Below are 15291 nucleotides of genomic sequence, written 5' to 3'. Positions count from 1 at the left end.
GGTAATTCAATTAAAAATCATTACATGAAAAAGATATTCCTGATTTTCATAGCGGCTGCGACCGGGCTTACGTTCACAGCCTGCACAAAATCGGACTTCGCCGATAGTTACTCCGATCCTTCCAAGGTGCAAACATCCACGGTGGATAAGCAATACGCCGGTTTCATCTATTCGTACAACCGGTACAACCTGCCCACCTACTGGAATTATTTTGTGATACTCCGTACCACGCTGCAACACTATACGCAATCGGTGGGATGGGAAAACGGCGACAACCAATACGTACCGGGCGCAGCCAGTATCAACGACCGGTGGAATGACTACTTCTACACCCTGGCGCAGTACCGGGAGCTGGAAAACATCTACAACAAGCTCACCGACATAGAAAAGAAAGAGCTACGCATTTATATGGTCACCGCTACCATATTCCTGTATGACCAGACGCAAAAGGCGGTCGACCTGCACGGTGATATTCCATTCACCGAAGCTGGCAAGATCAGCGAGAACCGCGGTAACTACAGCGCTGCTTTCGCTAAATACGATGCCGCCAGCACCATCTATACAAAAATGCTGGATGACCTGAAGGCATTTGCGGATGAGCTGAACACGCTTACGATCCGGGAGGAATTGAAAAAGAAGTTCCAAACCCAGGACATGATCAACAGTGGCGATATACCTTCGTGGAAGCGCTATTGCAACTCCCTGCGTCTGCGCATGCTGACACGCGTATCTGGTGTGGCCAGTTTTCAGTCCAGGGTCACGGCAGAAATTGCTGCCATCGCTGGTGATCCCGTTAAGTATCCCGTCGTTGCGGCCAATGCCGATAACATCAGGATCGACGTATTCAACCTCACAGGAGATATCAACGGCAAAGGGTTCCAAACAGGTCTGGAAGACTGGAACGGGAATATAGCAGGCAAGGTCATGATCGACCACATGAAAACCAATGCGGATCCGCGGCTGCGGGCTATGTTTGAGCCAGGTGCGAATGCTGCCGGGGCCTACAATGGGCTGGACCCCACGCTTAACCGTGGTGTGCAAAACACGTTGATCGCCGGCGGTACGATGTCCATTTACAACCGCTCTACCATCAGCCGCAACCATTATTTCCCCGGCATGATGATCAATGCAGCAGAGGTCAGTTTTCTATTGGCAGAGTACTACCTGAAAGCCAACAACAACACAGCCGCCAAAACGGCTTACGACCGGGGCATCAAACAGTCTATAGAGTATTACTACTGGCTGCGCTCCCTGAGCCAGGACAATACGGCAGGTGCGCTCACACCGACCAACGACACAGAGATCAATGCTTATACCAATGCTACAGCGGTCAACTGGAACAATGCCACGACCAATGCCGATAAACTGAAATTAATCGCCCGGCAGAAATGGATCCACTTCAACGTGGTGCAACCCAATGAGAACTGGGCAGAGATCAGAAGACTGGACGCACCGACCTTCAGTTTTGAAACCGACAATGCCAACGCGCAAAAGCAGCCGCCGATGCGCTGGGTATATCCCGGTACGGAGATCACGTTCAATGCGGCCAACTATAAAGCAGTTCAAGCCAACGACAACCTGGGGTATAAACTATTCTGGGATGTACAATAGGAAGTAGAAGTGCACTTAAGAGCAAAAGGGAGGCTTCGTGCCTCCCTTTTTTATGCTATTAGTTGATGCGTTGAATATGCTGTTCATGTCCTTGCCCACTCATCAGGTAATTGATCTTTTTCCCCTCACCAGTTTTGAACTCGAGGCGCGCTTTGTAAGGCTTTTGATAGTTACCCGAGCCTACGAGCATAAAACGGTCATTTGATGACAAAGCGATGGGCATTGCGCCACGGGGTTGCCATTGCACATCCCCCTCCACTTTCTCTACCGCTACCAGTTCGCCTTCCAGTCCGGTGTTCTTCAATTCAGTTTTAATGACTTCCTGCGAGAAGCTCGTAAAACCTGCCTCGTCGATGATGGGGCCATCGAGGCGCACGATGCGCTCTACCCGGTATTTACTTTTCTCGCCGGGCAGGGTAATACCGTCAAACTGCAACCGATCCGCATAGTTTTTGCAGATCAGGTGTGCCGAATCGTTCCGGCTCACCGTAACCGTCTCGAGTTTTGTATCTGGTTTCAGAAACAAGGCGGCGATATCCGAAGGCGTGGAGGCATACACGCTGTTGGTGATGTAAGAAAGCTGAATATTGTTTTTGTCGAGCCCGGTCACCTTGGCAAATTTCTCACTGTATCCATCTACCGGGTCCAGCACATAATAATCGTCAATGGAAGGTTTACTGAATTTCGCTGCATTGTCGGTATACGCGGCACTGAACTGCCTGGCCTCATATTGATCGACCCGGTAGTCTTCCACCTTCCCGTTGACATAGAAATACAAACATATAGAGGCAGCCAACAAGGGGCCGGCATAGGTATACCAGGGCGTTTTAGCAGCCAGGTCTTTTCTTTCCTGTAATACAAATTTGTAAGGCTCGGGCATTTCATACAGCTGACCATCTTTACGCAGGGCCCATTTTTTTCCGAGCGAGAAACAGGGTATCCAAAAGAGGTGAAAGTAGCGCTGGCGTATTTCAATCTGGTAGCCAGGTTGCGCTTGCTGAGACAAGCCGACGGCGAAAGGATCAATCGTTTTGATCTTAAAGTGATTCCAACCAAATATGATTCTCATAATTGATTTTAGGGTTTGGATTAGGGTGTTGCCAAATCACTAACGAAAACGACGGAGGTAAATTACCCAAAGACAAGGACAATAAAAAGCCGCTAACAGGCAATAACCCCATTAGCGGCCAAATAAGTATTAATTAGTATATCTATTCGACTTTCCTTCCTTTCATTTCGCGTTTTTCGACCTTCAGGGTGTTCAACGCATTTTTCTTGATCATCAGCCTGGCTTCACCGCCAGCAGGCAGAATATAATAGGTTTTTCCATCATACCTGATCTCTCCCAGGTTCCTGTTCCAGCTGTCGGCATACAAGGTATAAGGCGCCTGGCTGTCGCGTTTCAGTTTGCCAAAGGTCAGGTAGCGGCCATCCCCCATTTCGAAGGATATGTCCATTTTATCTTCATATACCCGGGTACAAACACCCGGTGTGTTTTTCCTCAACGTAACGATGTTGACATATTTGCCGTTCTCAAATTTGACGACACCAGCGCTCACCTGGGTAGTACCCGACGATACTTCGCGGCGTAACTCCACATCCCGGTCTACATAATATTGCAACTTGGTGACGGGTATGGTGTTCGACTCAACCTTTGTACGCACAGCCTGCGTAAAATAAGTTTTAGGCGTACTGCAGGAAGCCAGGATCAATAAAGGCAATGCCGTAAAAATGAATAACTTCATAATGATTCAATTAGCCGGGTTGTTTGTTTCTATAATGTGTTACAAATGTGCAACCTTATGACCATGCATAAAAGCCCGGGTTTAATAATAAAACGTTAATACCCTTTTTGTCATATGTGCACCATGCAATATTCCTACCGGCTTACGCCATGTTTTAACAACTCCATCCATGGTTGCTTGTCGGGAATTTAATAATATTATAGAACGACGCCAGCCGTCGTGTTGTCCCGTACCGCTATTTTATCATCAACCCTTAAACAGCTTGTATGATCTTAGCGATACTCTTGATAGTCTTCATTTGCTGTATACCCAGTGTAATCGTTTATTATGTCCTGAACAGGCATCTGGCCGCCAAAGGCAATCGCCACGGAGACCTCTTCAGTATTCTGGCCTTTATCGGCACCTTTTGCCTGGCGGTCATTTCACTCTACCTCATTGTGATTAACCTGGAGTGGGGACGTTAACCATTGCTTCTTACGACTGCGGTAGATGATGTATTCTGCCACGAGCATATTCGGAACATACCCGATCCAGGCCTGGATCATGTAGGCCAGTAGCGGATCGTAGTGTAAAGCGCCTACCAATACATTCTTCCACAAACGAAGGGTGATGGCCGAAAAGGTCAAGGCATAACTGCGTATCATGAATGCCCGGTGTAAAGTGATATCGCCCCGGATGGCAGCAGTAACACCTTTGTAAGTAAACCAGGCCCAGCAGATATCCAGGATCATAAAGGCTATCCGGGATGACCAGCCCCCATTGGCATGGATGGCCAGGATAAAACCCGCAGGTACATTGATCGCCAGAATATTCCACGCATAGATACGACCTCCCCACCGGTGCAAGGCGGGTTTCATGGTCAACAGGTCTTTTGAGAACTGGGTGAAGGCAGCCAACAGCGAGAGCACGGCGCTAAATACATGCACATAAAAAGCAATCTTCCAAACCCTGTTGTGCAGATACTCCTGTTTATAGGCCAGGAAAGCAACATCGTCCTGGAAAGAAGTATAGGAGATCACCAGTCGCAACATGAGCAAACTGGCAGCACAAAGTACTATATACACCATGAAGTTGCGGGCAATAAATGCCAGGGTATTCATAATGGCAGTTTGGCTGGTTAGGCACCTGCACACCAAAAGGCCTGCAGGATGCATACAAATATGCACCATGCAGGCCTTTGATCGGTACGGATCGATCTAATATTTGGTTAAAGTATAAGCAGGCTTTGCAGGCCTGTTATCATACTTTCTTATTGCTGCTTGATTGTACTCTTGATCTTGGAAGAGGGCAGGAAGATCTGGAAACCGATACCCAGCGTCAGGTTGCTGGAAGTAGGCTTACTACCGAAACCAACAATACCCTGGTATTTCAACAATGCTTCCAGTCCAATATTGGGAGAGATAAAGTAAGCCCAGCCTGGTCCGATGCCTAGCCCCAAACCATTGGTGTTATCGCCGGTGGCGGGATTGTCGCCTTCGATACCAACATTACCTTCAAAAAAGAACCTCGAGCGGCCAATGAGGTTATTGAGGTTTTCGTCATTGATATAGTAACGGGCCAGGCCACCCACACCATAAGAAAGATCGGAGCCGGCTCCTTTTGAAGTGCTTAACCCCACCGTCAGATAACCACCGATCGCCAGTCCATCGCGAATAAACCAGGCAGCTTTGGGATTGATCAGCATATTGAATGCACCACCGTCATCGAGGCTAAGATTGAAACGGGAAAGATCTGCACCCACCATAACATTGCCGGCCTGGATCTGGGCCCGGGCAGCCCCCATTGACGCAAGGACGATCACTAAACAGGTAAATAATTTTTTCATGACCTTCGAGTTTTGGTAACTACGCATATGAAAATTATGCCCAGTGACCGTATAGGAGTAGGCTGGGGAAAGAACTGAACTATTCGGGGAGGGGTCGCCGTTCGGGCTGTACATAAACATGCTCAAATGATCACAAGTGTAGTCTAATACCAATCAATGTTTAATGAAATAGCTATCCTACCATTCATATATCCAACAATCATTCACCAACCTAGTTAACACTTCAAAGGGCGCCCCACCCAAGCTGCATAAAAAAACGGGATACAACCACTTAGTTTGCACCAACCGGTTATATCCCGTTAGGAATTATGTTGTTGCTTATTTTTTCGCGGCTATTTCCAACGCTTTAGTAGCGGTATAATACTTCGCCAGCATACCGGGCACTTCCCAGGCAGGCAATTGACCCGCCTTGAGGTATTGCAGGTAACGCTGCATCACTTCACCGAAATGAGCTTCATGCCCTGTTTTGAACGATTGTGGTATCACAATCTTCCAACCCTTAGCAGTCTTTTCCTTCGTTACACCGGCATAGCGGCTTTGCAAGTCATCGATCGCCTGCTGTAGGCTTTTTTCGAAAGCAGTATCGTTCTTCACTGGGTTTACATACAGTGTTGGCTGGTATTTTTCTTCAGCGCCCTGGCGAATCTCCAGATTGGCGAGTGAACCGCGAAGCAACGAATAATGGGTATCGCCACCTTCAGCAGCCTTGTAATCCCAGCGGGCGATCATCTTTACATGAATGCCCTTCAGGGTGTATTTCACTTCTCCATTGGCGTGTGTTTGCAATATCGAGTCCTTTACTACGTAGCTACGCAGGAAATCCGGGAAACTATCCTTCTTCGTTACCGCTGTAAACTGCGACAAGGTGACGGATGTAGGCCAGGTACGCGCACTTTTTACGTCGATGTCTTTCTTATAATCCAACACCACTTCGGGGAAACACGCCCATTGTACCAGGTCGATCAGGTGGGTACCCACATCGGCAATCGCTTCTCCCTGTTGCGCAGGATCGAAGAACCAGGTAGGACGCGTAAGCGCTTTGCCCGAAACGAACTTGTAAAAATAGTGCACACTTTCAATCACCACACCGGGCTCTTTGTCGGTGCCGGTCTGTTGCTCACCAAAAACAGCAGGCAGATGAGCCAGTTCCTTTTGCAGCGTATTGGTGATCTCGGATCGCTCGGTCATGATATCGTACAACAATACCTTTTTCGCAGCAGCATCCGCAAAGGCCTGCTCCAGCAAACCGAAATTGGCAGCATTGATGGCCATGGGCTTATCACCCAGCACGTTCAAGCCGGCATCAACCGCCTTTTTGATATACATCGTCTTCTGTTGGTTATTACCAGCCAGTACCACTACATTTCCTTTCTTATCGGCGATCATTTTTTCGAGGTAGTCGGCGCCTGTATACACTTCTTCTTGCCAGTGGGTAGGATTTTCAGCCCGCTCATTGTATTGCTTGATCAGGGCAAGATGTGCCTCCAGCTCGGGGCCTGCGGGAGCATATACATGCACCACGGAGTCGATATCGGCGTTACTGGTCTTTTGCACAAGGGCTGCATGAAAGTGACCAGGGTCAAGGGTGATCAGCTTGACGGTTGTTGAATCGGCAGTCGCTTCACCCGAAGGAGCCGGTGATTGGCAGGCAGGCAGCATGACCGTCATCAGGGCTACAGCACCCCAGGCCATACGATGGAAGTTATTGTTTTGCATCCGCTAAAAATAAGGCGTTCATTGGGCATATCGGTAACTTTTAGCAGGATTTTAATACGCTGCCCCCATAGAACCGCTTAAACGTTTAAGCTACACTAATCACCACCAACATACCGAACAGCCCGCTCCAACAATTCATCGCGGTTATCACGCAAGGCCTGTATGCTTGTACGCACTACGATGTCCGGCTGTAGACCGACCCGTTGCGTTTCCCGGCCATCCGGATAATACACACCAAGACCTGAGATGTACGTATAAATATTTCCCGGCAGGTTGATGAGTGCCACATTGCCATCAGCACCGGCCGTGGGCGTGCCGATCAGTACAGCTCCCTGCGCTTTCCGGAACAACATGGCCTGAAACTCTGTGGAGCTTTGCGTTTCTTCATTGACGAGGATCGCGATCTTCCCGGGCACCCTGACTTCTGTACCAGCTGCGCCCATGTTCGTAGGCTTACTATACAGGAACCGGCCCGGACAATCGGGATCGGGGCTGGAGAACTTCACGAAAGGTGCTGCCGCTCTCGAAAAGATACAAGCTGCAATCAGGTCACCTGCCGACATCGCTTTGGGATATTGCCGGTTGTCGATGATCAAGCTGTGCACACTGCTTACTAATGCCCGTAGTCGCGTACTATCCTTACGTTGAAAATTACCTAGATTCACATAGCCGATGCTGTCATTGATGCGGCACAAAACAGAATCCCGTTCATACTCAAACGTGCCGGGCCTCATGTTGGGCGAAGTACGGGTGTACTGGTTATAGGTTGTCAGAGACAGCTGCGTTCCACCTCTTTCTACCACCAGCACCGATCGATCCTGCCGGCTCCTGATGAGGGAGTATCGCAATAAATTAAGATAGCTTGCGTCGTTGGATGCCGAAATCAAAGGCCGGTTCCGCGCTACCAGCTGTGTCACCGACACCCCATCGATGCTGTCAATTATATCTCCTCTGCGTATACCGGACAGGCTGGCCAACGAATCCAGTGTTCTGTCGATCACTACTGCCTTGCCCTCGATGAACTTCAGCCAAATGGGCATCACATAACTCCCCTGCTCTTCTGTGATGATCCTGGCCTGCACCACTGCATGACTATCGTGTATGGTGGCGATCAACTGACGGACCACCGCAGCATACTCGTTGGCATTCCTGGCAGCTACAAACTGCGGTATGAATTGCTTCAATACGGTATCCCAGGATTGGCCCAGGTCATACTTGTACGGGTAATAGTATTCAATAATATTCCAGTACCGAAAAAGCGCCAGCAGGCGGTAGGCCACCGATGGATAGCTCATGCTACCGTAGGCGTTTTCATGATCGAAAGCTGCTACATGTATATCGTCTTCAGTGATGAATCGTACATAGTGTTGGTTGCCCCGCACCCGTTGTTGCCGGATGGCGATCAGTTGTTGCCTCAGCGCTTTCGGAAAACCTGATCGGCCGATCCATGACACCTCCCCCTGCAAGGCTACATTGCCGGGCCTGTGATCCATGCAGGTATCGCATGCCTCTATAGGGCCCAACCTGTTGACCCAGGCCAGCAACGAATCATGACTACTGCGCTTGCCTGTTGGCCGGTAGCCGGGTAAGAAACCGATCAATTCCTTGTCCCAATCATATTTATCGCGCGTAATGGCGGGATGATGGTATTTGAGCAATCCCCAGACCTTGCCCAACAAGTATAGGCGATCGACCTCCTGGTGGTTGATCGATGTATCAGGTTGTACCTGCGCTGTACCCGCGCCAGCGCCACCAGTTTGGGCTACAACGCTGGTTATTCCCAAAACGAACAGGGTAGTGAGTAAACGAACCATAGGTGGAAGTTTGATGGTGTAAAAAGTATTGCTGGCGTAAACGTAACTCCTGCGGGGGAGTACCGGAAAAACGTTATACCAAGCTGGCTTTGCCCGTGACGAACACCATCGAATCGCCAGTCGGCCGGACATGCGGCAAGCGTCACTTGCAGCAGCTGTCACGAGCAAACCAATAAACGGGTGAAGGTTAGGTGGAGGCGGACTTGCCGAATACCCTCTCGACTACCCACTGATGACGAAGCACAACGCAACCTGGAATCTTTTGTAACATCCCTTCGCCAGCAATCGGCCGTGCAGCAATACTCGGTAGGTTCCAGCGTCAATGTAGATGACCTCACAGCCGGTACCACATTTGCCTACAGCGGCAATAAGAAGCGGGAGTTGATGTGCAATTACTTTTACATCGACAAGAACTTCGTGCCCATGCTGCACATTCCATTGGTAGAAGGACGTAATTTGTCCGACAGCCTCGTCACAGACCGGCAGTCGGGCTTCATCGTCAACGAAGCTTTTGTACGATCGATGGGGTGGAAGCAGGGCCTGGGACAAACCATTGAAGGCTTCGACCGGAAAGGTCCCATCCTGGGCGTCGTGCGCGACTTTCATTATAAATCCATGCACAATGCCGTAGAACCGTTGGTGCTGATCTATTACCGGCAACCGGTACAAACGGTGATCGTTAAAGTGAAACCAAAGGATATACCGGCTGTAGCCGGCCTCTGGAAGCAGCATTATCCCGATACTATTTTTGACTACGCGTTCCTGGATGAGAACTACCGTGAGCAATACGGCAGGGACCGGGGCACTATGCAGTTGTTCAGCTTCTTCACCCTGCTGGCGATTGCTATCTCCTGCCTGGGCTAGTACGGCCTCGTTTCCCTGATCGCCATTCAGCGTACCAAAGAGATCGGTATTCGAAAGGTGCTAGGTGCCACACTGCAGCAATTACTCTCGCTATTGACACAAGACTCTATACGGCTTATCCTGATCGCCTCCCTCATTGGGTTGCCACTGGCAGGCATCGCCATGCAAGAATGGCTGAACAATTACGCCTATCACATCAGCCTCAGCTGGTGGATATTCCTGTTGCCGGTCTTGTTTGTATTGATCACTGCGTTACTGGTGATTGCGCAACAGGTGATCCGCGCAGCATTGGCCAACCCGGTCGTTGCCTTGCGCAACGAATGAGTGCCAGCAGGCAATGCCCGAGCTCTAAACTTTCAATACGCTACGCTCCTCATTCAAGCTTCATCGCATGGATATATAAACGCCCGGCTGTTGAAAATCCGGTAACACATAAAAGCAAAACCCCATGGCGTGCCATGGGGTTTTGCTTTTATAGCGATAAATTAAACAACCTGTTATTTCACCATCCATTCATGAATGCCGGTAGCATGTTCTACGGGCAACTGCACTTCTATTTTAAGGGCAGTCGTTTTTACCGGTTCAAAACGAACGGTATTGTATTTGTCCTTGGCCGTTTCGTAATTGCCGGTTACTGTTACCGGCACCCATTCTGTGCCTTTCTTATAATACAGTTTCCAGGAAGCAGGTATGCGGCAACCACCCCAGGGACCGTCATCAAACCAATATACTTTCGACTCGGATACGGTGTATTCCTGGTCAAAATCGTACTGTACCCACTCCTGGGTATTTTTCTTGGGCCACCAATGCAGGTAAGGTGCATTGTGATCCTGCGAATCTTCCGGATCGTATTGATCGTTCAGCGCTTTGTACATGCGGGCATTGGCAATGGAAGCTGTCACCTTGCTCTTAGATGCAATCGTCGGTGCGGGCTTAGGCTTGGCAGCGGAGGCCTCGTAGGGAATCCATACCACCATATCTGACGGTCCGCGGTTGGCCCAGGTGTAATAAGGGATCGCAGTGACGGTTTGCTCGGCCTTGATCAGCTCGTCGGAATTCAGTTGCCGTTTGGTAGAAGATCCCTGCATCTGCAGCACGGTAACACCATTCAGCAGCGTAGGCTTTTCAACAGCTTGTATGGCAGCGTTCTTATCAACCACAATATTCTGTACTGCACTGTCTTTGTTGTCGGGGCCTTCGAGGCAATATAGCATGGGGCCACGTTGCAAAGCAAAACGGTTGCGGTCATCTTTCACGGAATCTTTGGCATAGATACGCTGAATATCCATCGGCAACTCAAAAGCAATAGCATCCCCTTTCTTCCAGGTACGGTTGATCACCGCATAACCTTTCACCAATTCGTATTTCAACGGCTTGCCGTTCAACGTCATCGCCAATGGCTTTGCTGCGGCCGGTGTACTGTACAGCTCCCCTGGTACGATATCTGCCTGCGACCAGCCAGGTATCCGTACCTGCAGCGCAAACGCGGCCGCTTTCTCCGGGCTTACCACCAGCTTCACTTTCCCCTCCCAGGGATACTCCGTTTGCTGCTCCAGCTTTACCCGTGTGGCTGGCAACGTCACGTCTACCGTACCGCCGGCAAATAAGTTTACATACAGGTTGTTCTTGTTTTGTGCATACATATAACCGGGCATGGAAGGCAGGAAACGCGTCATGTTGGAGATACAACAGGCACAACCAAACCAGGCACTGCGCTGGTGCTGCCCCATCGAAGCCAACGGGTTGGGATAAAAGAACCGGTCGCCGCTGATCGATACGCCCGACAATACGCCATTGTACAGGATACGCTCGAGTACATCGATGTATTTGGCATCGCCGTGCAGCATGAACATCCGGTTGTTCCAATATACATTGGCAATCGCCGCACAGGTTTCCGCATAGGCCGACATATTGGGCAATTGGTAAGGAGCGCCAAACGCTTCACCAGCACCCGTTGCACCTATACCCCCGGTGATGTACAGCTTTCTTTCTACCACATCGTGCCAGATGGCATCAATAGCCCTAAGGTAAGGTTCGTTGCCGGTAAGTGCAGCAATATCTGCCATACCCGTGTACATGTAAGTAGCGCGTACGGCATGACCAACGGCCTCTTTTTGATCCACTACTTTTTTATTGGCCTGACTGTATTCGGTGCCCTTGGGTCCACGGATATCCAGGAAGAACTTGGCCAGGTCGAGGTATTCTTTTTTGCCGGTAACGCGGTACAGTTTGGCAAGGCCAATCTCAACCACCTGGTGGCCGGGTGATTTCTCTTCTTTGCCATATCCAAAATCCTTTACCAGCAGGTCGGCATTTTTGGTGGCGATATTCAGCAGGTTCTTTTTTCCGGTAGCTACGTAGTGGGCCACTGCTGCTTCGTACAGGTGACCGGCATTGTACAACTCGTGGCTAAGGTCTTCCTCTTTTTCATATCGTTTACTACCCAGCCATTCGTGCGGTTTGGCAGCCTTCATGGTGCGGAAGGTATAGAGGTAGCCATCCGGTTCCTGTGCTTCCGCAATGATCTGGATGAGGGTATCGAGGTACAATTCCATCTTAGGGTTCTTCTGCATCTGCAACCCGTAAGAGGCGCCTTCAATGACTTTATAGATATCCGTATCGTCGAAGGGATATTCGGTGTATTTATCGGCCGGCAACTTGCCCGCTGCTTTCAGGAAATTATCGATACGCCCGGTGCGCCGGCATTGCTCCAGCGTATAGGGAATCGTTACATCGGCGTTGACCTGTATCTTGGGCGCCCAGAAGTGATCGGTGAGGTGTACATGGGTAAAATCAACCGGCTGTATCGGATAGTCGGTGTGTTGTGCGGCCACTGGCAAAGCAAGTGCCAGCAGCGCTGCGGGAAGCAAGGTGCTATGGCTCGTTCTTTTCTTTATCATGTGCGTAAACTTATAAGTGGCAATTTAACAATTAATCAATAACAAAGGCTGCCGGTCACCCGACAGCCTGTATAGGTTAAAATCAGTAAATAGTGAGACATTATCAGTCAACTACGATCTTACGTGTCAACGTCTGCTGATCACCTGTCACTTTCAACACATACGTACCGGCTGGCAAATGCAGGGTACGCGCATCCAAGGTCACCAGCTTCTTATTGGCCACCTGTTGCCGGTACAATTCACGGCCCAGGGATACATCGAATATCGACAGGGTCAGCGAGCGGTCATTGTCAAACCCATCCAGCTTGACTGTAAAGGCAGTTCGTACGGGATTGGGATAAACCAGGAGAGAAGGCCGTTGCGCGGAGGCGATATCGCCGGTAATGGTAGCCGTACTGGTGCCGTCGCCTGTCAGCATCAAGGTACCAGTCACCTGCTCGAAAGTGAAGTGCTGGTTCTGCGCGCTCGTGTTGCAGGTGTACTGCTTCAACTCGGCATCATCGGACACACTGCTGCCATCTACCCCCATACACTTACCACTCGACCTGGACTGTATCTGGAAATAGCCACCGCCGACATCTACAAAACTCCATTGCTGGTTATTGGCACCCGACCAGGCATATTGAATGATATTGGCACCGTCGGCCGTCGAGTTGCTGTTGACGTCGAGCGCCTTGGTGGTCACATGCATCGGTGTAAGACGATAATAGGTACCGGAAGCCTCTACTTTAAACTGCTGGTGCGTGCCGCTCTGGTAAGTATATTGTATCAACCTTGCCGCATCTGCCGTGGAGATATTCCGGATACAGAAGCTCTTGCTACTGTGCCGTGCTATGATGCGATAGGTATTGCCGGCAATGGGTGGCGTAGACCCCGTACCACCCGAACAGGTAACAGTGCCGGTAAAGGCCATCTGTACATCCGTAAATTGAGTATAGGCGGTATTGACATCTACGTTCGAAGCGTCGCTGGCACCTTTGCCATCGCAGGCAGCCCGCCCATTGTTGCCATGTGGCACCTGCAGGTATACGCCCGCCGTACTACAGCTGCCCATCTCTACATCACCGCCCACGATCACATTGTTGCCAAAGGTGGCATTCCAGTTGAGCGCATTGCCTTTGGCTTGTGCATTGCCCGACATGCTGCAGGAATTTAATACTGCGTTATCAGTCACCTGCACGGTACCGGAGTAAGTACCGCCGAAGATGTTGGCGTTACCGCTCACCACCACACTGTTTTGCAGGGTGGCATTTTGCACCCAGGCCGTGCCTTCCACGCGGGCAGTACCCGAGATATTCGAGCTTCCCAGCACAATCGCCTGCGGACCTACATAAGCCGTGGAGGCTACTGTGGCCGTGCTGGCTACCCAGCCACCACCGTTGCTGTGCGGGGCACCGCTGGTTTTGTACTGCGACCTGAAATTGGCCTGGTATCCTTCGGGCACTGCATTGGCGATTCGCAGTTCGTAGGGATAGCGTTTAATCTTGGGCCAGCCAGGTTCCCATACGTAGGACGTATGGGTGGTGGGTGCGCCCAGCACGACGAAATACAGCTCCGTTTCATCGGTGTTCAGCTGAAAGCTGACCTGGCTTTCGTTGGCGTTACTGACCGTGCTGTAACGGGATACGGTACCGTCTGCTTTCACGGCAACGAAACCATAGCGCCATCCGGCGGTGGCATTCACTTCGGGATGTCCTTTGAACTTCACCGTCACATTGCGGGTGCTGCAGGAGGTATGCAGCGGAATGATATTGTATCCGTAATCCTGCGGCGCAAAGGCATCCGGCACCACATACCGGCCGTTGGCGGCATTGATTTGCTTCAGGATGGTGAAGCGGCGCCAGAGGTACCGGGGTTCCTGTGCTTTCACCCGGTTGTACTCGGTCCGCATGATGGCCCCTACCCCATTGCTGGTATAATCGTAGGTGACCTCCCGCTTCGCATAATCGAACATGAAATCGTTCAGCTGCGTCTGCGTCCAACCCTTGAGGCGCCTGTACGTGATCACGGGATGCTCGTTGGCCACCGATTCTTTCCAGAGGCGGGATATCATGTTGAAGCCATCGGTATCCTGGATGCGGTACAGCCATTTGAAGGTACCATAGTGGTGACGGGTAGAGCTCAGGTGGAAATGCTGGGTAGCCCACCAGCGGGGCAGGTCATCGCCTGCAAAACGGGTATACATCTGCGTACGCATGTAATTGGCATGTGCTTCCCAGAAAAAACCAGCCGGCTCCCAGCCCTGGTAGCCACCACCTACGGTGTTTTCCTGGATGCTGATCATGCCCTGCAGGGAATGGGTGAGTTCATGACTGATCACCGAACCGTCGCGGGTTGCATTGGGATGTACCCACATGGCGCCGATGGTGTTGCCATAGGAGCCGCCAAAGGCCCAGCCAGAAGGGCCGCCACTGCCCCAGGTATCGTTCATCACCACAATGAGTTTATATTGTCCCAGCTTCTTGGTGGCCGCATCGGAACAAAACTGCAGTTGGGTCACAAATTTGGTGTAGATCTTCTCCAGGGTATCGGCCACTGATTGTGGGGTGAATCGCAGGTTGGCATCGGAATAGGTAGCAGGATTGGTACCCACCACATTGCCCCAGAAAATAATGAAATTGGCCGACTGATAGGATTTGCTGTAAGACCAGGTGTTGAGCGGTGCGCTGCTGAACTCGGAGGGAATAAAAATTGCTTTCTGTGCGAGCAATACAATAGTACTCAACACACAGCAGGCTGTGAGTAAGGCTTTTCTCATACGAACAAGTATTTAAGGTTAATCGATGTGATCAGTTGCCACAGGGAGGATAGCGGGG

General features: G+C 50.6%; 11 protein-coding genes. 3 read left to right on the top strand and 8 right to left on the bottom strand.

Annotated elements, in window-relative coordinates:
• Positions 1-24: 24 nt before the first annotated feature.
• Positions 25-1611 (top strand): SusD/RagB family nutrient-binding outer membrane lipoprotein, encoded by a 1587-nt coding sequence (locus P2W70_RS04250; protein WP_276480178.1) that lies wholly within the window; start codon positions 25-27, stop codon positions 1609-1611.
• Positions 1612-1669: 58 nt separating this feature from the next.
• On the opposite strand, the gene P2W70_RS04245 is transcribed toward P2W70_RS04250, so the two are convergent.
• The 6 genes from P2W70_RS04245 to P2W70_RS04220 all read right to left on the bottom strand — a co-directional run bounded on the left by P2W70_RS04245 (position 1670) and on the right by P2W70_RS04220 (position 8711).
• Positions 1670-2680, bottom strand: a complete 1011-nt coding sequence (locus P2W70_RS04245; protein WP_276480177.1) for a hypothetical protein — start codon at positions 2678-2680, stop codon at positions 1670-1672.
• Between the two features lie 142 nt (positions 2681-2822).
• A complete protein-coding gene (locus tag P2W70_RS04240) occupies positions 2823-3356 on the bottom strand; it encodes a hypothetical protein (protein ID WP_276480176.1) in 534 nt (177 codons plus the stop codon).
• Between the two features lie 422 nt (positions 3357-3778).
• Positions 3779-4456, bottom strand: a complete 678-nt coding sequence (locus P2W70_RS04235) for a DUF2306 domain-containing protein (protein ID WP_276480175.1) — start codon at positions 4454-4456, stop codon at positions 3779-3781.
• Between the two features lie 149 nt (positions 4457-4605).
• On the bottom strand, positions 4606-5181 hold the full coding sequence (locus P2W70_RS04230) for a porin family protein (RefSeq protein ID WP_276480174.1): 576 nt from the start codon (positions 5179-5181) through the stop codon (positions 4606-4608).
• A 318-nt stretch (positions 5182-5499) separates the two neighbouring features.
• Positions 5500-6897, bottom strand: coding sequence for a putative oxidoreductase C-terminal domain-containing protein (locus tag P2W70_RS04225; protein ID WP_276480173.1), 1398 nt, complete (start codon positions 6895-6897; stop codon positions 5500-5502).
• A gap of 95 nt (positions 6898-6992) precedes the next feature.
• Positions 6993-8711, bottom strand: a complete 1719-nt coding sequence (locus P2W70_RS04220) for a S41 family peptidase (RefSeq protein WP_276480172.1) — start codon at positions 8709-8711, stop codon at positions 6993-6995.
• A 180-nt stretch (positions 8712-8891) separates the two neighbouring features.
• On the opposite strand from P2W70_RS04220, the gene P2W70_RS04215 reads away from it, so the two are divergent.
• Together P2W70_RS04215 and P2W70_RS04210 are read left to right on the top strand one after the other, a co-directional pair.
• The gene (locus P2W70_RS04215; RefSeq protein WP_276480171.1) at positions 8892-9575 is read left to right on the top strand and encodes an ABC transporter permease; all 684 of its coding nucleotides are present in this window, start codon (positions 8892-8894) and stop codon (positions 9573-9575) included.
• 15 nt (positions 9576-9590) lie between these two features.
• Positions 9591-9899: an ABC transporter permease gene (locus P2W70_RS04210; RefSeq protein WP_338119805.1), complete on the top strand. Its 309-nt coding sequence runs from the start codon at positions 9591-9593 to the stop codon at positions 9897-9899.
• Between the two features lie 173 nt (positions 9900-10072).
• Here P2W70_RS04210 and P2W70_RS04205 read toward each other — a convergent pair whose 3' ends face one another.
• Both P2W70_RS04205 and P2W70_RS04200 read right to left on the bottom strand, forming a co-directional pair.
• Positions 10073-12475 carry a glycoside hydrolase family 127 protein gene (locus P2W70_RS04205; RefSeq protein WP_276480170.1) on the bottom strand — a complete coding sequence of 801 codons (2403 nt, stop codon included), beginning with the start codon at positions 12473-12475 and terminating at the stop codon, positions 10073-10075.
• A 103-nt stretch (positions 12476-12578) separates the two neighbouring features.
• Entirely contained in the window at positions 12579-15233 is a 2655-nt protein-coding gene (locus P2W70_RS04200; protein ID WP_276480169.1) for a DUF6055 domain-containing protein, read from the bottom strand.
• Positions 15234-15291 lie beyond the last annotated feature (58 nt).

The sequence above is a fragment of the Paraflavitalea pollutisoli genome, assembly GCF_029360705.1.
Taxonomy (GTDB): Bacteria; Bacteroidota; Bacteroidia; order Chitinophagales; family Chitinophagaceae; genus Paraflavitalea; species Paraflavitalea pollutisoli.
The sequence above is the reverse complement of the archived record's forward strand: the minus strand, read 5'-3'. Positions and strand labels throughout refer to the sequence as shown.